This window comes from Bradyrhizobium sp. JHI2711, from assembly GCF_056156565.1.
In genome coordinates this window covers 1,119,588-1,144,566 of the sequence record NZ_JBPZPT010000001.1, presented here as the reverse complement: position 1 = coordinate 1,144,566, position 24,979 = coordinate 1,119,588, and the positions used below count along the sequence as shown (strand labels likewise).

Genomic DNA, 24,979 nt, shown 5'->3' with positions numbered 1-24,979 from the left:
TCCCGTTGCATTGACAGGCGCAGCCTCGGCAGCGCACGAATGACCGATGTCCTTCACGATCGCCATCATCGGCCGGCCCAATGTCGGCAAGTCGACGCTGTTCAACCGCCTGGTTGGGCAGAAGCTCGCGCTGGTCGATGACCTGCCGGGCGTCACCCGCGACCGCCGCGAAGGCGAGGCCAGGCTCGGTGATCTCCGCTTCACCATCATCGATACCGCCGGCCTCGACGAGGGCGCCAAGGGCTCGCTGACCGCGCGTATGCAGGAGCAGACCGAGACCGCGATCGCGCAGGCCGACGCGCTGTTCTTCGTGATCGATGCCCGCATCGGCCTGACGCCGACCGATCGCGCCTTCGCCGATTTCGCCCGCAAGGCCGACAAGCCGGTGCTGCTCATCGCCAACAAGAGCGAGGGCAAGCACGGCGATGCCGGCGCGATGGAAGCGTTCGCGCTCGGCCTCGGCGATCCCATCCAGATCTCGGCCGAGCATGGCGAGGGCATGGGCGAGCTTTACGACGCGCTCGCGAGGCTAATGCCCGAACCCGTCGACGAGGATGAGGACGAGGATGATGCGGAGCTTTCCGAGGAAGAGGCCGCGACGCGCCCGATCCGGGTCGCGATCGTCGGCCGGCCCAATGCCGGCAAGTCGACGCTGATCAACCATCTGCTCGGCGAGGAGCGGCTGCTGACCAGCCCCGAGGCCGGCACCACGCGCGATTCCATCGCGGTCGAGATCAACTGGAAGGGCCGCGATTTCCGCGTCTTCGACACCGCGGGCCTGCGCCGGCGCTCGCGCATCGAGGAGAAGCTGGAAAAGCTCTCGGTTGCGGATGCACTGCGCGCGGTGCGCTTTGCCGAAGTGGTCGTGCTGATGATGGATTCGCAGAACCGCTTCGAGGAGCAGGACCTGCGCATCGCCGACCTGATCGAGCGCGAGGGACGGGCGGTCGTGCTCGCCGTCAACAAATGGGATCTGATGGAGACCAAGGGCGGCGGCGCGATCTCCGGCCTGCGCCGCGATGCCGATCATTGGCTGCCGCAGCTCAAGGGCGTGCCCATCGTCGCCGTCTCGGGCTTGATGGGCGAGGGCATCGATCGCCTGATGCAGGCGATCCAGGACGCCTATGCGATCTGGAACAGGCGCGTGCCGACCTCGGCGCTCAATCGCTGGTTCGAGCAGGCGATCCAGGCCAACCCGCCGCCGGCGGTCTCCGGCCGCAGGCTGAAGCTGAACTACATCACGCAGACCAAGGCCCGGCCGCCGAGCTTCGTGCTGTTCTGCTCGCGCGCGGACGCCGTGCCGCAATCCTACTTGCGCTATCTCACCAATTCCATGCGCGAGACCTTCGAGCTGCCGGGCACGCCGGTGCGCATCACGCTGCGCGAGAAGGCCAATCCCTTCGCGCACAAGCGCAAGCGGCCATCGTGAGCGACGGTGCCGGCGAGGCGGTGGTGCAGGACGCAGCGCCGGCCCGCCGCGGCGCGGTCGCCTTCATCTTCGTCACCATCCTGCTCGACATGGTCGCGCTCGGCGTGATCATGCCGGTCCTGCCGAAGCTGATCGAAAGCTTCGTCCACAACGACACCGCACATGCCGCGCGCATCTTCGGCCTGTTCGGCACCGCCTGGGCCTTGATGCAGTTCGTGTTCTCGCCGGTGCTTGGTGCGCTGTCCGATCGTTTCGGACGCCGGCCGGTGGTGCTGCTGTCGAATTTCGGGCTCGCAGCCGATTACGTCTTGATGGCGCTGGCGCCGTCGCTTGCGTGGCTGTTCATCGGCCGCGTGATCTCCGGCATCACCTCGGCGAGCATCTCGACCGCCTTCGCCTATATCGCCGACATCACGCCGCCGGAACGGCGTGCGGCGGTCTTCGGCCGGATCGGCGCGGCCTTCGGCGCCGGCTTCATCTTGGGGCCAGCGCTCGGCGGCCTGCTCGGCGACATCGATCCGCGCCTGCCGTTTTGGGCCGCGGCGGCCCTGAGCTTCGCCAACGCGCTCTATGGCCTGTTCGTGCTGCCGGAGTCGCTTGCGCCCGACAAGCGCGCGCCGCTGCGCTGGCGCAGCGCCAGTCCGCTCGGAGCGCTGCATCTGCTGCGGTCCGACGCGCTGCTGGCCGCGTTGTCGATCGTCAACTTTATCGCGCAGGTCGCCCATGTCGTGCTGCCCTCGACCTTCGTGCTCTACGCGACCTATCGCTACGGCTGGGATGCCAAGACGGTGGGCTTGACGCTCGCCATGGTCGGCATCTGCGCCATGGTGGTGCAGGGCTTTGCGATCGGCCCCATCGTGCATGCGCTCGGCGAGCGCAACGCGCTCCTGCTCGGCCTCTGCTGCGGCGCGATCGGATTCGTCGTCCTCGGCGCTGCGCCGACCGGACCGCTATCGTGGCTCGGGATTCCCATTCTGGCGCTGTGGGGCATCTCTGGTGCCGCCTCGCAAGCGCTGACGACGCGGCTCGTCGCGCCGGATCAGCAGGGCCAGCTGCAGGGCGCAACCGCGAGCGTGCAGAGCGTGTCGCAGCTCGTCGGCCCGTTCCTGTTCACGCTGACATTTTCCTATTTCATCGGCGCCAGCGCGCCGCTGCATCTGCCCGGCGCCCCGTTCCTGCTCGCCGCGGTGCTGATGGTGGTGTGCGTGGCGATCGCGGTGCGGTCGCTGGGTGCGACCAGGACAGTCTCGTAGGGTGGGTTAGCCTCGCGGTTCGCGCGAAGCGCAAACCGCGAGGCGTAACCCACCTCTTTCATTTCCGCGGAGGCGGAAGAGGTGGGTTACGCCAGCGGACTGCGCTTTGCGCAGCCGCATGCTAACCCACCCTACGATCCTACTTCTTCACCAGCGGGCAGTCGCTGTCCTTGAGCGGCTTGGCCGCATCTTCCGGCGCGATGGTGGCGACCAGCTTGTAATAGTCCCACGGCCCCTTCGACTCCTCGGGCTTCTTCACCTCGAACAGATAGGCGGGGATGAGGCGGCGGCCGTCCTGGCGCAGCGGGCCCTTGCCGAACAGCGGATCGTCGGTCGGCAGCTCCTTCATCTTGGCGACGACCTTGGCGCCGTCACGCGGATTGCTGCCGAGCGCTTCCATCGCCTTCAGGTAATGCAGGATCTCGGCGTAGAGGCCCGCAACCGTCATCGAGGGCATCGAGCCCTTGGGCGAGACTTTCTGGAAACGCTTCGACCATTCGCGGGTCTGGTCGTTGAGGTCCCAGTAGAACGACTCGGTGAAGGTCAGGCCCTGCGCGGTCTTCAGGCCGAGCGAGTGCACGTCGTTGATGAACAGCAGCAGCGCGGCGAGCTTCTGGCCGCCCTGGACGATGCCGAACTCGGCGGCCTGCTTGATCGCGTTGGTGGTGTCGCCGCCCGCATTGGCAAGGCCGATGATCTTGGCCTTGGAGGACTGCGCTTGCAGCAGGAAGGAGGAGAAGTCGGCCGTGTTCAGCGGGTGCTTGACGCCGCCGAGCACCTTACCGCCGGTCGCCGTGACGACCGCGCCGGTATCACGCTCCAGCGCATGGCCGAAGGCATAATCCGCGGTTAGGAAGAACCAGCTGTCGCCGCCCGCCTTGGTCAGCGCCTTGCCGGTGCCGTTGGCGAGCATGTAGGTGTCGTAGGTGAAGGACACGGTGTTGGGCGTGCAGGCCTTGCCGGTGAGGTCGGCGGTGGCCGCACCCGAATTGAGCAGCACCGCATTCTTTTCCTTGACGAGGTTGCTCACCGCGAGCGCGACGCCGGAGCTCGGCGTGTCGGCGATGGCGTCGACCTTGTCGGCGTCGATCCATTGCCGGGCGATGTTGACGCCGATGTCGGGCTTGTTCTGGTGATCGCCGGAGAGCACCTCGATGGTCCAGCCCTTGGCCTTCAGGCCGGAATCCTCGACCGCCATCTTCACTGCCGCCACCGAGTTCGGGCCGCCGATGTCGGCATAGAGGCTCGACATGTCGTTGAGCACGCCGATCTTGATGGTCTTGTCTTGCGCGAAGGCGGATGTGGCAAAGCCGAAAGCGGCACAGGCCAAAAGAGCCGCGGCGCGGCGTGCGGGCATCGTCATAAAGGCTTCCTCCATTGTCAAATATGCGGACGGCTCTCTTCGGGAGCCTTATTCCAATTGACGCTCTACCGTGTCCCATGGCCGACGGCAATGCACCTAAAGCCGGATGACGCTGCGTCGTAGCGTCATCCATCGGTTAACTTTTGGGCAAAATGCGTTGAGACGCTATTTCAGCGCGTTCGATGTCGGCTTGAAATTCTAAATGTGCTTTCCGGTATCGAACTCGGCGGTACGGACATTACCGCCGGCATGACGTCCAAGGCGTCGGAGGGCAATCAGGCCGGCGCGCGGAAGCTCATCAGGGTGCGGGTCTTGTAATCGTAGAATTTGCCGGTCTCGGTCCAGTCGGGCGCGCACAGCGGCACGATGAATTCTGCGACCTGCTCGGGCGTGTCGAGCGTCGCCGGATCCTCGCCGGGCATCAGGGTGGCCCGCATGCGGGTGCGCACCGGGCCCGGATTGAACAGGTTGACGCGCAGCTTCGTGTTTGCGGTTTCCTGCGCCCAGGCACGCGCCAGCGTCTCCAGTGCGGCCTTGGAGGCCGCGTAGGGGCTGACGTAAGCGGTGGCCTTGTTGGCGGCACCCGAGGTGATGAACACGGCGCGGCCGGCATCGGATTGCCTGAGCAGCGGTTCCATGCAGCGGATCAGCTGGAAGTTCGCGGAGACGTTCACCGCGATCACGTCGTTGAAGGTCTTCAGCTCGATATGGCCGATCGGCGAGGAGGGACCGAGCACGCCGGCGTTGCCGACCAGGATGTCGAGCTTGCCGTAGCGCTCGTGCAGGCCGGCGCCGAGACGCGCGATGCCGTCGGAATCGGTGAGGTTGAGCGGCACCAGGGTGGCACTGCCACCCTCTTTCCGGATCTCGTCGTCGAGCTCTTCCAGCCCTCCTTGCGTGCGCGCGGTGGCCACAATATGCGCGCCGGCTTTCGCCAGTGCGATTGCCGTGGCGAAACCGATGCCGCGCGAGGCGCCGGTGACGAGAGCGATACGGTTGGCGAGAGGTTTGGTCATCGTCGAATACTTCCGTCATGCCCGGGCTCGTCCCGGCCATCCACGTTCTTTGCGGCGGGTATTACAGACGAAGATGGCCGGGACAAGCCCGGCCATGACGAAAAGAAGTCTCGGATGAGCCCCGGGGACGATCCTTGGTCAGCTCGCCTCCGCCAGCAGCGACAATTGCCGCGGCTGCGGCTCGGTCTGGGTCTGGTCGGTGAGGTGGGTCGGATAGACGCCGGTGAAGCAGTGATCGGCAAACTTCGGATTGGCGGGATCGCGGCCGGGCTCGCCCATGGCGCGGTACATGCCGTCGATCGACAGGAAGGCGAGCGAGTCGGCGCCGATGAGCTCGCGCATCTCCTCCAGCGAATGCGTCGCAGCCAGCAGGCCGCCGCGATCGGGCAAGTCGATGCCGTAATAGTCAGGGTAGAGGATCGGTGGCGAAGCGAGGCGGAAATGCACCTCCTTGGCGCCGGCATCGCGCATCATGCGCACGATCTTCTTCGAGGTGGTGCCGCGCACCAGCGAGTCGTCGATCAGGATGATGCGCTTGCCTTCGATCGCGGCGCGGTTGGCCGAATGCTTCATGCGCACGCCGGATTCGCGGATCGCCTGCGTCGGCTGGATGAAGGTGCGGCCGACATAATGGTTACGGATGATGCCGAGCTCGAACGGCACGCCGGAATACTTGCTGTACCCGACCGCGGCCGGCACGCCGGAATCCGGCACCGGCACCACGACGTCGACCGGAACGTGGCTCTCACGCGCCAGCTGCGCGCCGAAATTCTTGCGCACCTCGTAGACCGAGCGGCCGTGCACGATGGAATCCGGCCGCGAGAAGTAGATGTATTCGAAGATGCAGGGGCGCGGCGCCATCGGCGGGAACGGCTTGTGGATGTCCTGGCCGTTCTCGTCGAACACGATGACTTCGCCGGGCTCGATGTCGCGCACGAAGCGGGCGCCGATGATGTCGAGGGCGCAAGTCTCCGAGGTCAGGATCGGACAGCCGTCGAGTTCGCCGAGCACCAGCGGGCGGATGCCGCGCGGATCGCGCGCGCCGACCAGCTTCTTGTTGGTCAGCGAGACCAGCGCATAGGCGCCCTCGATCTCGCGCAGCGCGTCGATGTAGCGCTCGATGAAGCGGGCGCGCTTGGAGCGCGCCACCAGGTGCAGGATCACCTCGGTGTCGGAGGTCGATTGCATCATGGCGCCGTTCTTGACGAGCTCGCGGCGCAACGTCAGGCCGTTGGAGAGGTTGCCGTTGTGAGCGACCGCGAGACCGCCGGCATTGAGCTCGGCGAACAGCGGCTGCACGTTGCGCAGGATGGTCGCGCCGGTCGTGGCGTAGCGGACATGGCCGACCGCGACATTGCCGGGCAGGCGGTCGATCACCTCGCGGCGGGAGAAGGTGTCGCCGACGAGGCCGAGGCGGCGTTCGGAGTGGAAGCGGCTGCCGTCGTAGGAGACGATGCCGGCGGCCTCCTGGCCGCGGTGCTGGAGGGCGTGAAGGCCGAGCGCGGTGATGGCGGCCGCATCAGGGTGGCCGTAGATGCCGAAGACGCCGCATTCCTCGCGCAGCGTATCGCCTTCCAGATCGTCCTGAAGCTCAAGCGCCGCCGGGCCTGGACCGGCGTTTGGATCGAGATCAAGCAGGGCGTCCTGGTCAGGGTGTCGCATCTCGTTCTCGCCTCTCTTTTGGGGCCCTATCAACGCGCCGCAGGTTTCTCGATCAGCTTTTTCATGCCGTCACGAGCCGACTTACTGTACCCGTCGCCACTGCCCGAAGGCTGCTGCTCGGATTCAGCTTGATCATCATCTGGTTTGTTTTTCTTGAATCTCTTCAAGATGGTGTTCTCGGGGTCGTCAGGCAAGAGGGCCATCAGCCAATCGCCGGTTCCCTGCAGCACGACGCGGGACTTGGCCCCGCTGACCCAGTCGGGGCGCTGCTTGTCCGGCACCAGCCAGGTGAAAAACAGGAACGCGACCACGACGATCAAAAGCCCGCGAGCCAGCCCAAACAGGAAGCCGAGGGTCCGATCCAGCGCGCCGATCCGCGAATCCAGGATCATGTCGGAGATCCGGACCGTGATGACGGAGACCACGACCAGGGTGCCGATGAACACGCCGGCCACCACGACGACGCTCGCGACCGTGTCGTTGTTGAAATAGGTCTTGGCGGTCGGCAGCAGCTTCGAGAACGAATACAGCGTCACGATCGCCGCGGCACCCCAGGCCGCGATCGACAGGATTTCGCGCATGAAGCCGCGAACCATCGCGAGCAGGCCCGAGATCAGCATCACACCGAGCAGGATCAGGTCGAGGATGGTTACTGGCATCGGCTGGTCTGGTCCGCTCGTACTTCAAAGGTGCTCTAGCGAATCGGTGCTTGGCCGCTGCCCTAAAAGAAGGGCAGACGGCGTTCCCGGCAAGGCCGCAACCACGCAATCCCATGCTGCTTTTGTGACGGCTGTATAGCGGCGGAGGCCTCCGGCGTCACCTCCACCTAACCCTCTCCGCGGCGGAATCTGGCCGGTGTGGCATTTTTCTCTGGCTGTGCACCGGATTCGCCCCGGCGGGAGCCCCGCGCTGCGATCTCGGCCACCAATGTCGTCAGGCTGTTCACCGCATTCAGGGACAGTCCGGCATCGCCGCCCGCATCGCCCCGTGCCGATTCGGGCAGCACGGCGCGCTGGAAGCCGAGCTTTGCCGCTTCCTTGAGCCGGGCCGGGGTCTGCGCCACCGGGCGCACCACGCCCGACAGCGAGATTTCGCCGAAATAGACGGCATCGGTGGGTAACTGCGCATTAACCAGCGACGACACCAGGGCCGCGGCGGCGGCGAGGTCGGCCGCGGGCTCGTGGATGCGAAGGCCGCCGGCAACGTTCAGATAGACGTCGTGGCCGGACAGCTTGACCCCGCAATGGGCCTCCAGCACCGCCAGCACCATTGAGAGCCGGCTCGGATCCCAGCCGACCACGGCCCGGCGCGGGGTGCCGAGCGAGGTCGGGGCCACCAGTGCCTGCAATTCGACCAGCACGGGCCTCGTGCCCTCGATGCCGGCAAAGACCGCGGTGCCGGGCGTGCCGAGGTCGCGCTCGGACAGGAACAGCTCGGAGGGGTTGGTGACCTCGCGCAGGCCGAGGCCCGTCATCTCGAACACGCCGATCTCGTCGGTCGGTCCGAAGCGGTTCTTCACCGCGCGCAGGATGCGGAATTGCTGCGAGCCTTCGCCCTCGAACGACATCACCGCATCGACCATATGCTCGACCACGCGGGGGCCGGCGATCTGGCCGTCCTTGGTGACGTGGCCGACCAGGATGATGGCGGCCCCGGTCTTTTTGGCGAAGCGGATCAGCGCCTGCGCCGAGGCGCGCACCTGCGTCACCGTGCCAGGCGCCGATTCCACCGTGTCGGTCCACATGGTCTGGATCGAGTCGATCACGATCAGCCGGGGCACCGCGCCCTCCGACAGCGTCGAGACGATGTCCTCGACCGAGGTCTCGGCCGCGAGCTGCACCGGCGCGTCCGACAGCCCGAGCCGCTCGGCGCGCAGGCGCACCTGGGCGACCGCCTCTTCGCCGGAGATGTAGACGACGCGGTGGCCGGCGCGCGCGAGCAGGCTGGTCGCCTGCGTCAGCAGCGTCGACTTGCCGATTCCGGGATCGCCGCCGACCAGCAGCACCGAGCCGCGCACGAAGCCGCCGCCGGTGACGCGGTCGAGCTCTGTCATCCCCGAGGACAGGCGCGGCGCATCCGGGCTCTTTCCGGCGAGACTCTCCAGCGCGAAGGTTCTTCCCTTGCGCTTGGAGCGGATCGACACCGGCACGCTGCCGCTGGTGTCTTCTTCCGCCAGCGTATTCCACTCGCCGCAGGACTCGCACTTGCCCTGCCAGCGGTTATAGGCCGCGCCGCAGTTCTGGCAGACGAAGGACAGTGTGGATTTGGCCATGCGGAGCGCGAGTCGCGGGTTTCAGATGTGCTGATAGCACGGATTGGCAGGCCGATCGCCGGCGCTTCGAATATCTCAATTCGGCACGGGAGATATACCTTTCGTTAGCCCTGCGCCGCTGTGCCCGGTGCGATTTTGCCAATTCTTAGCGGACGTGGGTCCAATCTCGGAACCAATGGGGGCGGCGAAATTGACGAGATTCCTGCGAATATTGCTCGCGGCGGGCATGGCCTGCGGCGTCTTCGGGTCCGTTGGCGGTAGCATCGCCAAGCCGCTCAACATCGTCTTCGTCAATCCCGGCAAGTCCGGCGAGGTTTATTGGGACATGGTCGCGCAGACCATGCAGGCCGCCGGCCGCAAGCTCAATGCCCATGTCGAGGTGCTGACCAGCGAGCGGAACCACCGCACCATGCAGGAGCTCGGCTTCGGCGTGGTGGCCCGTCCCGACAAGCCCGACTTCCTCATCCTGTCGAACGAGGAATCCGCCGCCGTTCCCATCCTGGAGGCGGCCGAAGCCGCGGGCGTCAAGACGCTGCTGCTTTCGAACACGCTGATCGGCGAGGACGCGGTGCGCCTTGGACCGCCGAGGCAAAAGCTCAAGACCTGGCTCGGCGACATCACGACCGATCTTCAGACCGCGGGCGCGCGGATGGCCAATGCGCTGATCACGGCGGCGCGTGCCGAGAAATGGCAGAGCGCGGACGGCAAGATCCACATTCTTGGCATCGGTGGCGACGAGACCACGCCCGCCTCGATCGCCCGCAACGCCGGCCTCACGCTCGCGGTGGATGCTGCGTCCGACGTCGTGGTGGACCGCATGCTGTTCGCCAACTGGACGAAGTCCGAGGCCGAGCGGGTCACGGCAAACTACCTGAGCTGGGCCGCGCGCAAGCAGATCCGGCCCGCCGGGATCTGGGCCGGAAACGATCCGATGGCGCTGGGCGCGCTGCGCGCGGCGATCGCCGCCGGCCTCGTGCCCGGCGAGAACATCCAGGTGGTCGGCCTCAACTGGTCGGAGGATGCGCTGCGCGAGATCAAGGCGGGCCGCATGCTCCTGACCGATGGCGGGCATTTTCTGCTCGGCGGCTGGTCCGTCGTTCTCCTGCGCGATTATGCCGATGGCTGCGATTTTGCTGCCGTCTCGCCCCGCGTCGAGGTCAAGACGTCGGCGATCACGCGCGACAATCTCGCTTCGGTCGGCGACCTCATCAAGACCCGTGCGTTCGACCGGATCGACTTCGCGCGGTTCCGGGCGAAGGCCGGGCGCTGCGGCCAATATGACTTTTCCCTCGATGCGCTCATTTCGTCGCTGCCGGTCGCCGAAGGCGTTGCCGACTGATGCGCAAGGATGAGGCGATGACCGAGCCGGATCGCAACGAGCAGGCAGCGCCGCCGCGCTTGCGCTCGGTCGTCCACGCGATGATCTGGGCCACCGTGCCCGTTCTGCTGCTGGTGCAATTGCTCGCCTCCGCCGGCGTCGAGGCATCGAGCTTCTGGTCGCAGCTCAGGCAACTCGACGCCCGCATGGCCCGCGTCGCCGAGAGCCGGGCCGAGCTGATCGCCGAGCCGCTCTGGAAGATGCGCTACGACCAGGTCACGGGCGTGCTCAACGAGATCATGCACGACGAGACCATTGCGGCGGCGGCCGTCTATGACGATACCGGCGCTGCGATCGCCCGCGTGGTCGCGCGCCCCCAAGGCCAGTCGGTCGCCGAAGTCTCGCACCCGATCCACTACAGCAACGGCAATATGGCCGTTCAGGCCGGCCGCATCGCCATCGCGTATTCGCGTGCGACGCTGTACGCGGATGCGGGCAGCCGCCTGATGCTGCTGCTCGTCGTCGGGCTGCTCGCAACGTTCGCGACCCTGATCGCCATGCGCATCTCCGCCAACATCTTCATCGGCCGGCCGCTCGCGGCCATGATGTCGGCGATCCAGCGCAGCAAGCAGGACGGCCGGGCCTATCCGGCCGATGTCACGTCCTCGAACGAATTCGGGCAGCTCGCGCGCGCTTTCAACGCCATGCAGCACACGACGTCGGGCGCGCTGGACCGGCTCGGGCACATGGCGACGCACGATCCGCTCACCGGGCTGCCGAACCGGCGCTCCCTGACCGAGCGCCTCGCCGTGACGAGCCAGAATGGAGGCGCGCCGGATACGCTGGTCGCGTTCTGCTTCATCGATCTCGACGACTTCAAGGGCATCAACGACACCTTCGGTCACGAGGCCGGCGATGCGTTCCTGGTCCAGATTTCGCAGCGCCTTCGTCGCGCGGTCGAAGCCGAGGATTGGGTCGCCCGGCTCGGCGGCGACGAGTTCGTCGTCATTCGCCCCGAGGTGAGCGACGAGCAGGCCGCGCACGCATTCGCTCAACGCGTGCTCGATGCCATTTCCGAGCCGATCCGCCTCCATGACAAGCAGGTGGTGCCGCGCGCCAGCATCGGCCTTGCCGTGCGCCACGCCGACGATCCGGAACTGTCGCATCTGCCGACGCTGGCCGACATCGCGCTCTATCACGCCAAGAGCAAGGCGCCCGGCACGGTCGCCGTGCTGGACGAAGCGCTTCAGCGCGACTATCGCCGCCGCAGGGATCTCGAGCTCGCAATTCCCACCGGCTTCGCCGAGGGCCAATTCGAGGTCTGGTACCAGAGCCAGGTCGATCTCGATAGCCATGAGGTCGTCGGTCTGGAAGCGCTGATCCGCTGGCGCCATGCCGAGCACGGCGTGATCGGCCCCGGCGAATTCCTGCCGCTGATCGAGCGCAGCGGGAACAATGCGCGGCTGACCCGCTACGTGCTGACCGATGCCTGCCGGGCCTTGCAGCAATTGGCCGCTGCGGGCAGGCCGCAGCTGCGGATCGCGATCAATCTGCCGCCGTCCGAGCTTGCCGACCACTCGCTCGCCGCCGAGCTGCGCGCGACCTGTGCGCGCTTCGGTGTCGCGGCATCGATGCTCGAGCTCGAGATCACGGAAGGGTCGCTGATCAACAACATCGCCAGCGCCTCCGAAACGCTGCATCGCCTGCGGCGCCTGGGAGCCACGATCGCGCTCGACGATTTCGGCACGGGCTACTCTTCGCTCGCCCATCTGCGCCGGTTTCCGCTCGACAAGGTGAAGATCGACAAGGCGTTCATCAGCGAGATCCCCGACAGCGCCGAGGACAAGGCCATTGTCGGCGTCATCGCCTCGCTCGCCGCCACGCTGGGACTGACATTGGTCGCCGAAGGCATCGAGCGCGCCGAGCAGGCGGAGGCCATGCGCGAGATCGGAGTGCGGCTCGGGCAGGGGTTCCTCTATCAGCGGCCGCAGCCACTCGAGGCCGTGCTGCAATGGCTCGACGGGCAGCCGGCCGTGGCGAGCCGCGTCGTCTCTGACGGCCCATCGATCACCCCCGAATTCGCTGTCTGAGTAGCGGCTGGGTCACGGCTGCGTTGCGGTCCAGAGCATCGAGAGCCCCGCCGCGATCATGATCGCGTCCATCAGCAGGCGGAAGGTTTCCGGCCTCAGATGCAGCACGAAGCGTTTGGCGATGAAGGCGCCCGACATCAGTGAGGCGCCCGCGATCAGACCCTTGATGAAGACCTCCCCGGTCAGGGCGCCGAAACGCTCGAAAGTCACCGACTTCGCGAAATAGAGCCCGAGCGAGGAGGCCGCTTCGGTGGCGAGGAACGCGCCCTTGGACAGGCCATAGAACAGGAACAACGGCACGCTGAGCGGCCCGGTCGAGACCACGATGCCAGTGAGATAGCCGATCAGCGCGCCGCCGATGGCGAGATGCCAGAGATTGGCCTTGAGCTCGTGCCGCGCCAGAAAGTGCCGCACCGGCACCATCGCGATCAGGAAGAGGCCGATGGTGAGATCGACGGCATGCGAGGGCAGTGCCAGCAGCGTCCGCGCGCCGAGCGCCGCCGCCGGGATGCCCGTGACCGAATAGGCCGCGCAGGCCCGCCAATCGACCTCGCGCCACCAGGCCAGGATCCGCGAAAAATTCGCCATGACGGAGGCCACCGCCATGATCGGCACGGCCTCCTTCGGCCCATAGGCATAGACCAGCACCGGCATCAGCATGATCGACGAGCCGGTGCCGACGATGCCGGAGATGGTGCCGGCGACGAGGCCGACGGCGAGGACGAAGAGAAAGGCCAAAACAGCCTCCAGGAATCGGGAGAGTTTAGCCGCGGGCAGCGATGCGGGCGATCGGTCCTACGCGAGGGAGCCCATCGCGCTGCGCATGGGCATGCCGGTCTGGGCGCCGGCCTTGAGGCATTTCAAAGCCGCCGCTTCGCAACTCACTTCGAGCGCGCGTTGCAGCGACACGCCTTCGCTGATCATCGCCGCAAAGGCGCCGACGAAGGTGTCGCCGGCGCCGGTCGTGTCCACCGGCGTGATGCGCTGGGCGGGCGCCCGCAGGCGGGTGCCTTCCGCCGTCACGGCGAGCGCGCCTTGTGCGCCGGCGGTGACAATGCAGGTGAGGTTGCCGGACTTCGCGAGTCCGGCGCTTGCGGCTTCGTAGTCGGCGGACTCCAGACCGATGGCGGTGGCGGCGTCGCGCGCCTCGTGCTCGTTGACGAGGAGATAGTCGGTGACGGCGAGAAGCTCCGTGACCATCTCACGCGTCATCTGCTCCGGAACGGGTGCAAGGTTCCAGATGACGGTGCCGGAGGCCGCGGCGGTTCTTCGGGCAGCTTCCAGCGCGTGCGCAAAGGGCACCTCCATCTGAAGCACTAGCACGGTGTCCAAATTGAACAGCTCGCTCGCAAGATCGCCGGCACGCGCCGTCATGTTGGCGCCGCTCGCCACCGTGATTGCGTTCTCGCCGGCCTGATCGACGGTGATGAAAGCGCAGCCGGTCGGCTCGTCGGCTCTGATGACGCCGTCGGCGTCGACGCCGTTGGCTCTGAGGTTCTCGATCGCGCTGTCGCCAAATCCGTCTCGGCCGACGCGGCCAGCCATGCTCACGCGTCCAGGCCCGGCGATCCGCGCGGCGGCAACGGCCTGATTGGCACCCTTGCCGCCGAAATGCGTCCGGTAGGACGGCGCCAGCACCGTTCGGCCGGGACCTGGAATCACCGGAACCTGCGCGACCAGATCGATGTTGAGCGATCCGAACACCAGGATCATGGCGGAGAGCCCTCAGCCTTCCTCGTCCATGACGCGCAGCTTCTCGACGCGGCGGCGGAAATCCTCGTCGGTGGAGAATTCGGCGGACAGGTACGACGACACGAGATCGACAGCGAGCCAGGCGCCGACGATCTGCGCGCCGATGCACATGACGTTGACGTCGTCATGCTCGACGCTCTGATGCGCGGAGTGGACGTCGTGGCAGACCGCGGCGCGGATGCCCTTCATCTTGTTGGCGGCGATCGAGGCGCCAACGCCGGTGCCGCACACCATGATGCCGCGCGCGGCTTCGCCCGACGTCACCTTCGCCGCCACGGCGCGGGCGATGTCAGGGAAATCCACCGGCTTGTCGTCATAGGAGCCGACATCGATGACCTCGTGGCCGAGCCTGCGGATGTGGTTGATGACGGTCTGTTTGAGCGGCCAGCCGGCGTGGTCGGATCCGATGACGAGACGCATTCTTTGTCCTTCTTGATCTTTGCATTGATCGTGACAGCCGCGCGCGGCTGTCACGATGTCTTTCCCCGTGGTTCAGCTGCGCATGTCCGCCGGCAGATCGACGCCGTGGAATTTCTTGTAGATGGCGTTGAGCTTGCCGTTCTTGACGTTGTCGGTGATCCAGGCGTTGAGCTTGTCCATCAGCGGCTGCTCACCCTTCTTCAGGCCGATCGCGAGGTCGAAGGTCGCCAGCGGAATCCGGGACTCGAACACGCGCGAGGGATTCTTCACGCCGATCTGGTTGATGATTGTCGCGGACGAGCCGACGCAGTCGACCTGGCCCGACACCGCCGCCGTCACCATGGTGGCATCGTCGTCATAGCGTGCGATCTTGAGGTCCTTGTCCTTCATGTTGGACAAGGTTGTGTCCTGCGTGGTGCCGCGCGAGACGCCGATCGACTTGTCCTTCAGGTCCGGCCAGTCCTTCACGGTCGACGATTTCAGGCAGCCGACGTCGGATTGCAGCGTCGCATAGCGCTTGGTGAAGTCGATCACCTTGGCACGCTCGGCCGTCACCGACAGGGTCGAGATGATGATGTCGGCCTTGCCGGTCAGGACGTTCGGGATGCGGGTCGCACCGGTGGTCTGGATGAATTCCAGCTCGAGGCCCCAATCCTTGGCGAGCATCTGCGCCACTTCGACATCGGAGCCCGTCGGCTTCATGGTGGAATCCATCATGCCCGAGGGCGGGATGGCGAGGTCGGTCGATATGCGGATCTTCTTCGCCTTCATGATGTCGTCGAGCAGATCGGCCGACGCGGGCGTTGCCGCCATCATGATGAGACCGCACAACGCGGCGGCAGTCCCCAGCACCATTCTGTTGGTCATCCCTTGGTTCTCCTCTCCCTGTTATGATTTTAGGTTCCCCGTCCCCACGAATTGCGTGAGTTCGGGCGTGGTCGGCGACGTCAGGATCGAGGCAGGTCCGGTCTCGTGGACCTTGCCGCGATGCATGAACACGATCCGGTCGGCGATGCCCTTGGCGAAGCCCATTTCGTGGGTAACCATCACCATGGTCATGCCGTCAGCCGCGAGCTGTTCGATCACCTTCAGCACTTCGCCGGTGAGTTCGGGATCGAGCGCGGAGGTGACCTCGTCGAACAGCATCACCTTCGGCTGCATGGCGAGCGAGCGGGCGATTGCGGCGCGCTGCTGCTGGCCGCCCGAGAGCTGCTCGGGATAGGCGTGCAGCTTTTCATCCAGCCCGACCTGCGCCAGAACTTTTCGTGCGAGATCCTTGGCCTGCGACGTCGCCATGCCCTTCACCGCGCAGGGCGCGAGCATGATGTTCTGCTCGATGGTGAGGTGCGGAAACAGATTGTAGCTCTGGAACACGATGCCGACGTCCTGGCGTAGCGCACGCAAGTTCACGTCGGGACGGTCGACGCGATGCCCGCAGACTAAGATCTCGCCGCCGTCGACCTTCTCGAAGCGGTCGATGCAGCGCAGCGCCGTGCTCTTGCCGGAGCCGGAGCGGCCGATCAGGGCGAGCACCTCGCCACGTGCAACGGCAAAGGAGACGCCGTCGAGCACGCGGAGCGCGCCAAAGCTCTTCTGCACGTTGTGGAGCGACACGATCGGTTCGGAGGAGGGGGCGTTTTGCTGCATGTCAGGCTGGCGCGAGGTTGGACCTGCCACGACCCATCTGCCGTTCCAGCCTCTGGCTGAACAGCGACAGGGGATAGCACATGGCGAAGTAGGTGACGGCGATGATGGCGTAGATGGCGAACGGTTCGAACAGCGAGTTGTTGACGATCTGGCCTGAGCGCATCAGCTCGACGAAGCCGACCACGGACGCGAGCGAGGTGTTCTTGATGATCTGCACCATGAAGCCGACGGTCGGCGGCGTCGCGATGCGGATCGCCTGCGGCAGGATCACCTTGACCATGCGCTGGGTGCGGCTCAGCGCCAGGCCCTCGGCGGCTTCCCATTGCGGCTTCGGCACAGACTGGATGCAGCCGCGCCAGATCTCGCCGAGATAGGCCGCGACGTAGAGCGTCAGCGAGGCACCGGCCGCGACCAGCGGCGAGACCTTCAGGCCGATCGCGGCAAGACCGAAATAGCCGAGGAACAGGATGACGAGCAGCGGCGTGCCCTGGATCAACTGGACATAGATCGCACTGGCGAGCCGCACCGATTTCAGCGGCGAGATGCGCGCCAGCGCGATCACGAAGCCGACGATGCCGCCGCCGATCAGCGCGATCAGCGACAGACCAATGGTCCACAGCGCGCCCTGGCCGAGGAACATCAGGTGATTGACGTTGAGATGTCCGCCCATGGTCATCTCACAACGGCGTGCCGAGCCGGCGACGGCGCGGAAACAGGAGGAGGCCGAGGCCCCAGAAGCCGGCACGCATCACCAGCGACAGGATGACGTAGAGCACGGCGACGATGATGTAGGTCTCGAACGCGCGATAGGTGTCCGACTGGATGTAGTTGGCGATCGCGGTGAGCTCCTCGGCCGAGATCTGCGAGCAGACCGAGGAGGCCAGCATCAGGAGCACGAACTGGCTGGTGAGCGCAGGATAGACCTTCTCGACCGCCGGCAGCAGGATGATGTGCCAGTAGATCTGGAAGCGCGACAGCGCCAGCCCCTCGGCGGCCTCGATCTGCCCGCGCGGGATCGCCTCGAAGCCGGCCCGCATGATCTCAGCGGTATAGGCGCCGACATTGATGGTCAGCGCCGCCACCGCCACCGTGAAGGCGGAGTATTTCAGGCCGAGGCTGGCGAGGCCGAAATAGACCAGGAAGATCTGCACCAGCAGCGGGGTGTTGCGGATGGTCTCGACATAGACTTTGCAGGCACCTGCAATCAGCGAATTGTGCGTGCCGCGTCCGACCGCCGCGAGCGTGCCGAGCATAGCGCCTAGCACGGTCGCGAAGAATGCCAACTCAAGCGTGAGGACGGCACCGGCCAGAAAGCTCGGCCAACGCTCCAGCACTGCGGGAAAGTCGAGTTGGAGGCTCATCGTTCCAGGGTCAGCCGGTGGTCTGGTTGGTCATGCGGTCATAGACGCGGAACAGCGCCTGGTTGCCGTTGCTGCCTTCGCCATGGGCGCGCGCGTCGACATATTGGCTGGTGACGAGCGCGGTGCCAGGCAGGGGCACGTTCAGGGCCTGTGCGTGCTCCTGCACCAGGCGAAGGTCTTTGAGCTGCAGATCGATCCGGAAGCCCGCGGAAACGTCGCCGGCGATCATCGCGGGGCCGAGCTTGTCCAGCATCCAGGAAGCGGCGGAGCCGCCGAGCAGCACCCGGCGGAGCAGGTTGAGATCGAGGCCCGAAGCGCGGCCGAGCGCGAGCGCCTCGCAGATCGCCTGGATGTTGATGCCGCAGATCAGCTGATTGCAGAGCTTGACGGTCTGGCCGGCGCCGGATGCGCCGACATGGGTGATGGTCGTGCCCATCGCGCGGAAGAACGGCTCGGCCTTGGCGAACGTGTCCGCATCGCCGCCGGCCATGATCGAGAGCGCGGCGCTCCTGGCGCCCACCGGCCCGCCGGAGACCGGCGCGTCGATGAAGCCGACGCCTGTCTTCTGCAGGTCCGAATGGATGCGGCGGACGGCGACCGGCGAGATCGTGCTCATGTCGACGATCAGCTTGCCCGGCGGCGGGGAATTCAGCAGGCCCTGCTCGCCGTAGATCGTCGCCTCGACGTGCGGCGTGTCGGGCAGCATGGTGATGACGATATCGGTGCCTTGCGCGGCATCGGCAGGGCTTTTGGCACGCGTCGCGCCTTCCTTGACGCTGTCGGCCAGCGCGGCTTCGTTCAGATCGAAGACGCGGACCGCGTGGCCCGCCGCCTGCAGGTTGCGCACCATCTCCCGGCCCATCGTGCCGATGCCGATGAAGCCGACCTTGCCCTTGCCGTTCCGTCCCATGTCGTCAGTCCGTTTCTTGTTTAATCGGCGTCTTGATTGAAGGGCTGTGCGCGATCAGCCCGAGGCACTGGTCTTGTCGATGTCGCCGACGACGGCGCGTCTGCGGTATTCGTCACCGATGGCGAAATGCTTGCGCAGCGTCGCATCCGCGCGCTCGGGATCGCGCGCAATGAGGGCTTCGAAGATGCGGCGGTGATCGTCGACAAGGTAGGTCTTCATCGACGGGAAGGCCTGCACCAGCTCGCGGCGGCTGCGATGCGAATGTGTCAACAGGCCCGCCATGGAGGCGTGCAGCACGCTCAGCGTCTCCGAATGTGAGGCGACGACGATCGCGCGGTGGAAGTCGAAATCCGCCATGCCGCCGGCATCGGCTTCGTCGATGGTCTCGCCGATCTTCGTCAGCGCGCGCTGCAGCCGTTCGAAATCGGCGATGTTGGCGCGCTCGCAGGCGAGCCGGATCGCCTGGCATTCGATCGCGACGCGCGCCTGCATGACGTCCTCGAGCATGTCGGCCTGCTGGGCGAGGGCGAAGGTGAAGAAGTCGTTCAGCACCGAGACATCTGGCCGCGTCACGACGGTGCCGATGCGGTCGCGGATCTCGACGATCCCGAGGACGGTGAGGGCGCGCAGCGCCTCGCGGACGATTGGCCGGCTGACCCCGAGCAGGGTGGCGAGCTCGCGCTCCGAAATCAGGCGGTCGCCCGGCCTGAGCGAGCCGGTAAGCAGGCGCTCGCGCAGGAAGGCAAACACCTTCTCGAACCCCTTTTCGCCGTCGGCGGCTCGCTTGAACTCCATCCCCGTCTCTTGGTCTGATCGTGGTCAGACCAGTATGCTTACCAGGCCGCGGAGGTCAAGAGGCTTCGCTCCGAGGGATCAGCGGGGCGAACTCGATCGCGGGGCACCGCAATGAGGAGGCTTCATGGCGCCGCCGCCGGCTCGGTTTGCATCTTTCGTCTGACGGCTCAGCCTTGAACGTTCCGACCGGCTCTCCTCGCGTGCTCCTGATCTTCGACGGACGCAAGGAGCTCCAGTTGGCTCGCCAGAGCGAGATAGGCGTTGCAAACGCTCAGAAGCACATTGGCGAGGCGCTTCGCCGATGTGGCATCATTCGCGCGCGTTCGATATTGCTCCGCAAGCTTGCGACAATCGTCGGGTTTGAGCATTCAGCCCCCAAAGAGAGCTCAACACCGCGTCGCGGTCCGGGTTCCTAATCGCGAGGCCCACTCTAGCTATACAGACGTCGTCGGTTGCGGCACACGCTCCGAGTTGCCATCATCCGTGCAAACCGCGATCATGGTGCAGTGACCCTCACGTCTCTCAGAAGCAATGTCCGACTCCTTTACGAGGGCGCAACGCCGGACGGCGTGCGCTTCCGTTATGCGCTGCTCATCTTCGATATCGTGACGGTGCTGTTCATTATTGCGACCTCGTTCCTGCCGCCCAGTGACATCGTCGAGACGCTCGACGTCCTGTTCGGCGTTATTCTGCTTGCCGATTTCTCCGCCCGGCTCCTGGTCGATCAGCATCCGTTTCAAAAATTCACCCAGCTCGCGACCTGGGCTGACATGGTCGCGATCGTATCCTTCCTGGCGCCGCTTGCCGGCGAGGCGGGCGGCTTTCTCCGGATTCTGCGGACGTTGGGCCTGCTTCGCGACTACCAGATGCTGGTGAGGCTGCGCATCGATTCCCCGTTCTTTCGTCGCAACGAAGAGGTCATCTTCGCCGTCACGAACCTCGCCGTTTTCATCTTCGTCATGACCGGGATCGTTTACGAGACCCAGAAGTTTCGCAACGACGAGATCCGGAACTATGCCGATGCCCTGTACTTCACCGTCACGGCGCTGACGACGACCGGCTTCGGCGACATCACGCTGGCGGGTACGTTCGGTCGTCTGATCACCGTCGTGATCATGATTTTCGGCGTGACGCTGTTCTTCAATCTCGCCCGCGCGCTCCTCAGTCCCCACAAGGTGCGGTTTCCATGCCCGACGTGCGGGCTCCAGAGGCACGATGCCGACGCGGTGCATTGCAAGGCTTGCGGCACCGTCCTCAACATTCCCGATGAAGGGGCGATCTGAAGAGCCCTCGGCGCCACGTGGACGCCTTCGATGGTGACATCATGCCAGTGTTTTGCCCGACGGATCAACCTTGATTTCGGTTTACCCGTAAGTCATTGAGCGGACTGGGGCCAGCTACTGTGCATGGGGTTGTTTTTCAGGTTTTATCGGGCGGCCCGCTGCTGACTGCGTTTGGGTCACCGCAGCACCACCCACGCCGGCGCGTGATCGCTGGCGCCGTCCTCGCCGCGGATCTTCTTGTCGACGCCGGCTTTGGCGAGGCGCGGGGCGAGGGCAGGGCTGAGCAGGAGATGGTCGAGCCGCAGGCCCGCATCGCGTGGCCAGCGGTTCCGCTTGTAGTCCCAGAACGTGTAGATGCGCTCGTCCGGATGCAGCTCGCGGATCGCGTCGCACCAGCCTTGCTCGACCAGCGCGGCAAAGGCTGCGCGGCTCTTCGGCTGGATCAGCGCATCCTTGTCCCATGAGCGCGTCGGATAGATGTCGATCTCGGTGGGCGCGACGTTGTAGTCGCCGGCGAGCACCACCGGCAGGTCCTGCTTGATGAAGGTGTTGGCGTGGCGCCGCAGCCGCGCGAACCAGTCGAGCTTGTAGTCGAATTTCGGTCCCGGCTGCGGATTGCCGTTGGGCAGATAGATGCTGGTGACGATGACGCCGCGTACGGCGGCCTCGATGTAGCGCGCTTCGAGATCGGCAGGCTTTCCCGGCAAGCGGTCGCGCGTCAGCACGGGCTCGGCGTTGCGGGCGAGGATGGCGACGCCGTTCCAGGTCTTTTGTCCACGCCACACCGCGCCATAGCCGGCCCTTTCGATGGCGTCCGCCGGAAATTCGCCATCACTTGCCTTCAACTCCTGAAGCGCAACGACATCGGGCTTCGCAGCGCGCAGCCATGCCAACAGATTGGGCAGGCGGCGATTGATGTTGTTGATGTTGAATGTCGCGATCTTCATCTAGAGCTACCGGCTCTGCCTTTCGTCCCCGGAGATACAATGTCCAAACTGAGCTTTGCCGCTACCGCCTTCGTCGTCGCGTTCTCCGGGGCCACGGCACAGTCAGCCGAAACGCGCGGCGCGTGCAAGGCTGACTACGACAAATTCTGCGCCGGCATCGCGCCGGGTGGCGGCATCGTCGCCTGTCTCAACGCCAAGCGCGACCAGCTCAGCGCCACCTGCAAGACGGCGCTGGACAGCAGAAAGAAGAAGTAGGTGCGGGTGGTTTAACTTGGCAGCGGCGGCAACGCCGACGGCTGTTCGATCGACGGTGGGGAAGGCGGCTGCCCGGCGTTCGAGGCGGGCTCCGGCTTCGTCAGCGGCTCCTCGACATTGCCACCCTTGTAGACGCGGGCATAGCGGCGGCCGAGGCTGGTCAGCACCTCATAGCCGATCGTGCCGAAATGGTGCGCGAGCTCGTCGACGGTGATGCCTTCGCCGAGCAGCGTCACCATGTGGCCGCGCCGCACCGCGTTCGGCGGCAGATCGGTGACGTCGATCGCGATCAGGTCCATGGAGATGCGGCCCGCGACAGGGCAGCGCTTGCCCGCCACGATGACATCGGCGCCGCGGGTGCCGTCATTGGAGCTGGCGGCGCGGAAATAGCCGTCGGCATAGCCGACTGCGATGATCGCCAGTTTCGTCGGCCGCCGCGCGGTCCAGGTGCCGCCATAGCCGACGGTCTCGCCGCGATCGATGGTGCGGATCTGCACGATGCGCGCCTTGAGGTCGACCACCTGCTGCATGGGATTGTCGGCCTCCGGCGTCGGGTTGACGCCGTAGAGCGCAGCTCCCGGGCGCACCAGGTCGAAATGGAAGGGCGCGCCGAGGAAGATGCCGGAGGAGTTGGCGAGCGCCGCCGGCACGCCTGTGAACTCACTGGCGATGCTGCGGAAGGTCGCGAGCTGTCTGGCATTGATCGGGCTGTTGAGCTGCTCGGCCGAGACCAGATGGCTCATCACCAGCGTGATGCCGTGATCGCCGGCGTTGATGCGGGGGATGATGGCCTGCGCCTCCGACAGCGTCAGCCCGAGCCGGTTCATGCCGGTGTCGATGTGAACAGCGGCGCCCCCGTTCCAGCCGGTGCGGCGGCAGAACACGTCCCATTCGGCGAGCTCGTTGAGATCGCCGATCACCGGACGGCAATTGATCTTGGCGTAGTGCTCGCCGGTGTTCTGGAAATAGCCGCCGAGCACGTAGATCGTGGGCTCCGGAACGGCGGCGCGCACCTTGCGCGCTTCCTCGATGGTGGCGACGAAGAAGGTCTTGCAACCGGCCTTGCTCAGGGCGCGCGACACCTGCTCGGCGCCGCAGCCATAGGCGTCGGCCTTGATCACCGCCGAACATTCGGCCGGCACCGCGGTCTTCTCGAGCTTGCGCCAATTGGCGATGATCGCATCGAGATCGACGGTCAGCACGCCGCCGAAGGCGGCGAGCGCGGCAGCCTGGTTGGCCTCCGGGGAGAGTGGGCCGGATTGCGGGATTGATTTCGGGGCGGATGCCATTGTCATGGCGTCGTTTTACGCAAGAGACCGGCCCCGTTCAACCCGGGGAACAATCTAGTAGTCGCTGCGGTCCGGCAGCTGGCCGTCATGCGCGAGGTCGCCGAAGCGCGTGACCGAGGCATCGAAGTGCAGCTCGACGGTGCCGGTCGGACCGTGGCGCTGCTTGCCGATGATGACTTCGGCGCGCCCCACGGTACGTTCCATGTCGGCCTGCCATTTGGCATGCTCTTCGGTGCCGGGGCGCGGCTCCTTCATGGCGAGGTAATATTCCTCGCGGAACACGAACAGCACGACGTCGGCGTCCTGCTCGATCGAGCCCGATTCACGCAAGTCCGACAGCTGCGGCCGCTTGTCGTCGCGCGATTCCACCTGACGCGAGAGCTGCGACAGCGCGATCACGGGAACGTTGAGCTCCTTGGCCAGCGCCTTCAGGCTGGTCGTGATCTCCGTGATTTCCTGCACGCGACTGTCGCTGGCGCGCTTGCCCGAGCCCGAGAGCAGCTGGATGTAGTCGATCACCAGGAGATCGAGGCCCTTCTGGCGCTTGAGTCGGCGCGCGCGCGCCATCAGCTGCGCGATAGAGAGGCCGCCGGTGGCGTCGACGTAGAACGGCAGCGACTGCAGCTCGATCGAGACCTGCCGGATCTTCTCGAAATCGGCTTCCGTGATGCCGCCGCGGCGGATGTGGGAGGAGGGAATGCCGGTGCGCTCGGCCACGATACGCGTGGCGAGCTGGTCGGCCGACATTTCGCAGGAGAAGAAGCCGATCACGCCGCCATTGGCGGCCTTCATGGTGCCGTCGGCCTGAAGCTCCGGCACGTAGGCCTGCGCGACGTTGTAGGCGATGTTGGTCGCCAGCGACGTCTTGCCCATGCCGGGGCGTCCCGCGACGATGATGAGGTCGGAATGCTGCAGGCCGCCCATCTTGGTGTCGAGGTCGCGCAGGCCCGTCGAAATGCCTGACAGCTTGCCGTCGCGCTGGAATGCCTTGGCCGCGAGATCGACCGCGACGGTGAGGGCCTGCGAGAATTTCTGGAAGCCTCCGTCATAACGGCCGGACTCGGCGAGCTCGTACAGCTTTCGCTCGGCATCCTCGATCTGCGCCCGCGGTTGGAAGTCGACCGGGGCGTCATAGGCGACGTTGACCATGTCCTCGCCGATGCCGATCAGGTCGCGGCGCAACGACAGATCGTAGATGGTGCGGCCATAGTCCTGGGCGTTGATGATGGTGGTGGCTTCGGCCGCAAGCCGCGCCAGGTATTGTCCGATGGTCATGCCGCCGACGTCGGTATCGGCCGGCAGGAACGTCTTCAGCGTGACCGGGGTGGCGATCTTGCCCATCCGGATCAGGCTGCCGGCGGTCTCGAAGATGGTCTGGTGCAGCGGCTCGAAGAAGTGCTTGGCCTCCAGGAAGTCGGAGACGCGGTAGAAGGCGTCGTTGTTGACCAGGATTGCGCCCAGAAGGCTCTGTTCCGCCTCGATATTGTGCGGTGCGCTCCGATAGGCGGGAGTTCCGGCATCGGGCGCGAGTTTGAGAACGTTCGAATCAGTCAGTGCCATGGTCGGACGTGCTTAGCAATTTTCTTGGGCGGATGCGGGGCCGGGATAAAGCGCCGCCGCAGGTCAAAGCGGAAGCAAAAGCTGACCGCTATCAACCGCTCAGTTAAAATGGTGGATGATTAGCAGTCGCAGCACGCGCCGCGCTTGACTGGATTTTGGCGGAGCTCGCTCGGCGCAGAGGGCTGTGATCGCGCCGCGGAAAAATCCTGAAACCCGTGAACCCTGGGGGCTGACGCGCAGACCTACCGAGAGGCGCGCAAAATGACGCACGCTGACCGATTCGGCTCGGCTTCAGACCAGCAGGAGGTAGACCAGCGCAACCAGAGCCGCCCCAACGCCGGTGACGATCAGGGCGTA

General features: G+C 65.6%; 23 protein-coding genes. 6 read left to right on the top strand and 17 right to left on the bottom strand.

Going from position 1 to position 24,979, the window contains the following annotated elements; translation table 11 throughout:
• Positions 1 to 46: 46 nt before the first annotated feature.
• The gene (gene der / locus ACTEK7_RS05540) at positions 47 to 1,429 is read left to right on the top strand and encodes a ribosome biogenesis GTPase Der (RefSeq protein ID WP_225146640.1); all 1,383 of its coding nucleotides are present in this window, start codon (positions 47 to 49) and stop codon (positions 1,427 to 1,429) included.
• Positions 1,426 to 2,682: a TCR/Tet family MFS transporter gene (locus ACTEK7_RS05535; RefSeq protein WP_225146641.1), complete on the top strand. Its 1,257-nt coding sequence runs from the start codon at positions 1,426 to 1,428 to the stop codon at positions 2,680 to 2,682. Before der ends, ACTEK7_RS05535 begins: the two co-directional genes overlap by 4 nt.
• A 139-nt stretch (positions 2,683 to 2,821) precedes the next feature.
• Here ACTEK7_RS05535 and ACTEK7_RS05530 read toward each other — a convergent pair whose 3' ends face one another.
• The 5 genes from ACTEK7_RS05530 to radA form a co-directional block, all read right to left on the bottom strand.
• Positions 2,822 to 4,045 carry an ABC transporter substrate-binding protein gene (locus ACTEK7_RS05530; protein WP_036000868.1) on the bottom strand — a complete coding sequence of 408 codons (1,224 nt, stop codon included), beginning with the start codon at positions 4,043 to 4,045 and terminating at the stop codon, positions 2,822 to 2,824.
• A gap of 275 nt (positions 4,046 to 4,320) precedes the next feature.
• Positions 4,321 to 5,061: an SDR family NAD(P)-dependent oxidoreductase gene (locus ACTEK7_RS05525; RefSeq protein WP_225146642.1), complete on the bottom strand. Its 741-nt coding sequence runs from the start codon at positions 5,059 to 5,061 to the stop codon at positions 4,321 to 4,323.
• Between the two features lie 138 nt (positions 5,062 to 5,199).
• The gene (gene purF, locus ACTEK7_RS05520; protein ID WP_225146643.1) at positions 5,200 to 6,723 is read right to left on the bottom strand and encodes an amidophosphoribosyltransferase; all 1,524 of its coding nucleotides are present in this window, start codon (positions 6,721 to 6,723) and stop codon (positions 5,200 to 5,202) included.
• A 29-nt stretch (positions 6,724 to 6,752) separates the two neighbouring features.
• Entirely contained in the window at positions 6,753 to 7,382 is a 630-nt protein-coding gene (locus ACTEK7_RS05515; RefSeq protein WP_036000794.1) for a CvpA family protein, read from the bottom strand.
• A gap of 167 nt (positions 7,383 to 7,549) precedes the next feature.
• Entirely contained in the window at positions 7,550 to 8,995 is a 1,446-nt protein-coding gene (gene radA / locus ACTEK7_RS05510) for a DNA repair protein RadA (protein WP_036022683.1), read from the bottom strand.
• Between the two features lie 226 nt (positions 8,996 to 9,221).
• On the opposite strand from radA, the gene ACTEK7_RS05505 reads away from it, so the two are divergent.
• Together ACTEK7_RS05505 and ACTEK7_RS05500 are read left to right on the top strand one after the other, a co-directional pair.
• Entirely contained in the window at positions 9,222 to 10,334 is a 1,113-nt protein-coding gene (locus tag ACTEK7_RS05505) for an ABC transporter substrate-binding protein (protein WP_225146781.1), read from the top strand.
• 17 nt (positions 10,335 to 10,351) lie between these two features.
• Entirely contained in the window at positions 10,352 to 12,403 is a 2,052-nt protein-coding gene (locus ACTEK7_RS05500) for a putative bifunctional diguanylate cyclase/phosphodiesterase (protein ID WP_463671650.1), read from the top strand.
• A 12-nt stretch (positions 12,404 to 12,415) separates the two neighbouring features.
• Here the strand turns inward: ACTEK7_RS05500 and ACTEK7_RS05495 are convergent, their stop codons facing one another.
• From ACTEK7_RS05495 to ACTEK7_RS05455, 9 genes are all read right to left on the bottom strand, one after another.
• Positions 12,416 to 13,141 carry a sulfite exporter TauE/SafE family protein gene (locus ACTEK7_RS05495; protein WP_109144015.1) on the bottom strand — a complete coding sequence of 242 codons (726 nt, stop codon included), beginning with the start codon at positions 13,139 to 13,141 and terminating at the stop codon, positions 12,416 to 12,418.
• Positions 13,142 to 13,198: 57 nt separating this feature from the next.
• Positions 13,199 to 14,116: a ribokinase gene (locus ACTEK7_RS05490; RefSeq protein ID WP_225146645.1), complete on the bottom strand. Its 918-nt coding sequence runs from the start codon at positions 14,114 to 14,116 to the stop codon at positions 13,199 to 13,201.
• Positions 14,117 to 14,128: 12 nt separating this feature from the next.
• Positions 14,129 to 14,575: a ribose 5-phosphate isomerase B gene (gene rpiB, locus ACTEK7_RS05485; protein ID WP_225146646.1), complete on the bottom strand. Its 447-nt coding sequence runs from the start codon at positions 14,573 to 14,575 to the stop codon at positions 14,129 to 14,131.
• Positions 14,576 to 14,647: 72 nt separating this feature from the next.
• Positions 14,648 to 15,442 carry a transporter substrate-binding domain-containing protein gene (locus ACTEK7_RS05480; protein ID WP_036000770.1) on the bottom strand — a complete coding sequence of 265 codons (795 nt, stop codon included), beginning with the start codon at positions 15,440 to 15,442 and terminating at the stop codon, positions 14,648 to 14,650.
• 21 nt (positions 15,443 to 15,463) lie between these two features.
• The gene (locus ACTEK7_RS05475) at positions 15,464 to 16,222 is read right to left on the bottom strand and encodes an amino acid ABC transporter ATP-binding protein (protein WP_225146647.1); all 759 of its coding nucleotides are present in this window, start codon (positions 16,220 to 16,222) and stop codon (positions 15,464 to 15,466) included.
• A 1-nt stretch (position 16,223) separates the two neighbouring features.
• Positions 16,224 to 16,892 carry an amino acid ABC transporter permease gene (locus ACTEK7_RS05470; protein WP_225133019.1) on the bottom strand — a complete coding sequence of 223 codons (669 nt, stop codon included), beginning with the start codon at positions 16,890 to 16,892 and terminating at the stop codon, positions 16,224 to 16,226.
• 7 nt (positions 16,893 to 16,899) lie between these two features.
• Positions 16,900 to 17,583 carry an amino acid ABC transporter permease gene (locus tag ACTEK7_RS05465; RefSeq protein ID WP_225133020.1) on the bottom strand — a complete coding sequence of 228 codons (684 nt, stop codon included), beginning with the start codon at positions 17,581 to 17,583 and terminating at the stop codon, positions 16,900 to 16,902.
• A gap of 10 nt (positions 17,584 to 17,593) precedes the next feature.
• Positions 17,594 to 18,493 carry an NAD(P)-dependent oxidoreductase gene (locus ACTEK7_RS05460; protein ID WP_225133021.1) on the bottom strand — a complete coding sequence of 300 codons (900 nt, stop codon included), beginning with the start codon at positions 18,491 to 18,493 and terminating at the stop codon, positions 17,594 to 17,596.
• A 54-nt stretch (positions 18,494 to 18,547) separates the two neighbouring features.
• On the bottom strand, positions 18,548 to 19,288 hold the full coding sequence (locus ACTEK7_RS05455) for a FadR/GntR family transcriptional regulator (protein WP_036000760.1): 741 nt from the start codon (positions 19,286 to 19,288) through the stop codon (positions 18,548 to 18,550).
• 506 nt (positions 19,289 to 19,794) lie between these two features.
• On the opposite strand from ACTEK7_RS05455, the gene ACTEK7_RS05450 reads away from it, so the two are divergent.
• Positions 19,795 to 20,571 carry a potassium channel family protein gene (locus ACTEK7_RS05450; RefSeq protein WP_225133022.1) on the top strand — a complete coding sequence of 259 codons (777 nt, stop codon included), beginning with the start codon at positions 19,795 to 19,797 and terminating at the stop codon, positions 20,569 to 20,571.
• A gap of 176 nt (positions 20,572 to 20,747) precedes the next feature.
• Here the strand turns inward: ACTEK7_RS05450 and ACTEK7_RS05445 are convergent, their stop codons facing one another.
• A complete protein-coding gene (locus tag ACTEK7_RS05445) occupies positions 20,748 to 21,518 on the bottom strand; it encodes an exodeoxyribonuclease III (RefSeq protein WP_225146648.1) in 771 nt (256 codons plus the stop codon).
• 39 nt (positions 21,519 to 21,557) lie between these two features.
• On the opposite strand from ACTEK7_RS05445, the gene ACTEK7_RS05440 reads away from it, so the two are divergent.
• Complete coding sequence (locus ACTEK7_RS05440; protein WP_036022695.1) at positions 21,558 to 21,773, top strand: hypothetical protein; 216 nt, start codon at positions 21,558 to 21,560, stop codon at positions 21,771 to 21,773.
• Positions 21,774 to 21,784: 11 nt separating this feature from the next.
• Here the strand turns inward: ACTEK7_RS05440 and alr are convergent, their stop codons facing one another.
• The gene (gene alr / locus ACTEK7_RS05435) at positions 21,785 to 23,062 is read right to left on the bottom strand and encodes an alanine racemase (protein WP_225146782.1); all 1,278 of its coding nucleotides are present in this window, start codon (positions 23,060 to 23,062) and stop codon (positions 21,785 to 21,787) included.
• Between the two features lie 54 nt (positions 23,063 to 23,116).
• Positions 23,117 to 24,622 carry a replicative DNA helicase gene (locus ACTEK7_RS05430; protein ID WP_036000744.1) on the bottom strand — a complete coding sequence of 502 codons (1,506 nt, stop codon included), beginning with the start codon at positions 24,620 to 24,622 and terminating at the stop codon, positions 23,117 to 23,119.
• Positions 24,623 to 24,979: the final 357 nt, after the last annotated feature.

Bases quoted from the DNA above. Each gene is read 5' to 3' on its own strand.
- ACTEK7_RS05430 (WP_036000744.1), bottom strand. From the start codon at position 24,622: ATGGCACTGACTGATTCGAACGTTCTCAAACTCGCGCCCGATGCCGGA.
- alr (WP_225146782.1), bottom strand. From the start codon at position 23,062: ATGGCATCCGCCCCGAAATCAATCCCGCAATCCGGCCCACTCTCCCCG.
- ACTEK7_RS05460 (WP_225133021.1), bottom strand. From the start codon at position 18,493: ATGGGACGGAACGGCAAGGGCAAGGTCGGCTTCATCGGCATCGGCACG.
- rpiB (WP_225146646.1), bottom strand. From the start codon at position 14,575: ATGCGTCTCGTCATCGGATCCGACCACGCCGGCTGGCCGCTCAAACAG.
- ACTEK7_RS05445 (WP_225146648.1), bottom strand. From the start codon at position 21,518: ATGAAGATCGCGACATTCAACATCAACAACATCAATCGCCGCCTGCCC.
- ACTEK7_RS05500 (WP_463671650.1), top strand. From the start codon at position 10,352: ATGACCGAGCCGGATCGCAACGAGCAGGCAGCGCCGCCGCGCTTGCGC.
- ACTEK7_RS05525 (WP_225146642.1), bottom strand. From the start codon at position 5,061: ATGACCAAACCTCTCGCCAACCGTATCGCTCTCGTCACCGGCGCCTCG.
- ACTEK7_RS05465 (WP_225133020.1), bottom strand. From the start codon at position 17,583: ATGAGCCTCCAACTCGACTTTCCCGCAGTGCTGGAGCGTTGGCCGAGC.
- ACTEK7_RS05480 (WP_036000770.1), bottom strand. From the start codon at position 15,442: ATGACCAACAGAATGGTGCTGGGGACTGCCGCCGCGTTGTGCGGTCTC.
- ACTEK7_RS05470 (WP_225133019.1), bottom strand. From the start codon at position 16,892: ATGGGCGGACATCTCAACGTCAATCACCTGATGTTCCTCGGCCAGGGC.
- ACTEK7_RS05530 (WP_036000868.1), bottom strand. From the start codon at position 4,045: ATGACGATGCCCGCACGCCGCGCCGCGGCTCTTTTGGCCTGTGCCGCT.
- der (WP_225146640.1), top strand. From the start codon at position 47: ATGTCCTTCACGATCGCCATCATCGGCCGGCCCAATGTCGGCAAGTCG.
- ACTEK7_RS05515 (WP_036000794.1), bottom strand. From the start codon at position 7,382: ATGCCAGTAACCATCCTCGACCTGATCCTGCTCGGTGTGATGCTGATC.
- radA (WP_036022683.1), bottom strand. From the start codon at position 8,995: ATGGCCAAATCCACACTGTCCTTCGTCTGCCAGAACTGCGGCGCGGCC.
- ACTEK7_RS05440 (WP_036022695.1), top strand. From the start codon at position 21,558: ATGTCCAAACTGAGCTTTGCCGCTACCGCCTTCGTCGTCGCGTTCTCC.
- purF (WP_225146643.1), bottom strand. From the start codon at position 6,723: ATGCGACACCCTGACCAGGACGCCCTGCTTGATCTCGATCCAAACGCC.
- ACTEK7_RS05455 (WP_036000760.1), bottom strand. From the start codon at position 19,288: ATGGAGTTCAAGCGAGCCGCCGACGGCGAAAAGGGGTTCGAGAAGGTG.
- ACTEK7_RS05505 (WP_225146781.1), top strand. From the start codon at position 9,222: ATGGCCTGCGGCGTCTTCGGGTCCGTTGGCGGTAGCATCGCCAAGCCG.
- ACTEK7_RS05475 (WP_225146647.1), bottom strand. From the start codon at position 16,222: ATGCAGCAAAACGCCCCCTCCTCCGAACCGATCGTGTCGCTCCACAAC.
- ACTEK7_RS05490 (WP_225146645.1), bottom strand. From the start codon at position 14,116: ATGATCCTGGTGTTCGGATCGCTCAACATCGATCTGGTCGCGCAGGTT.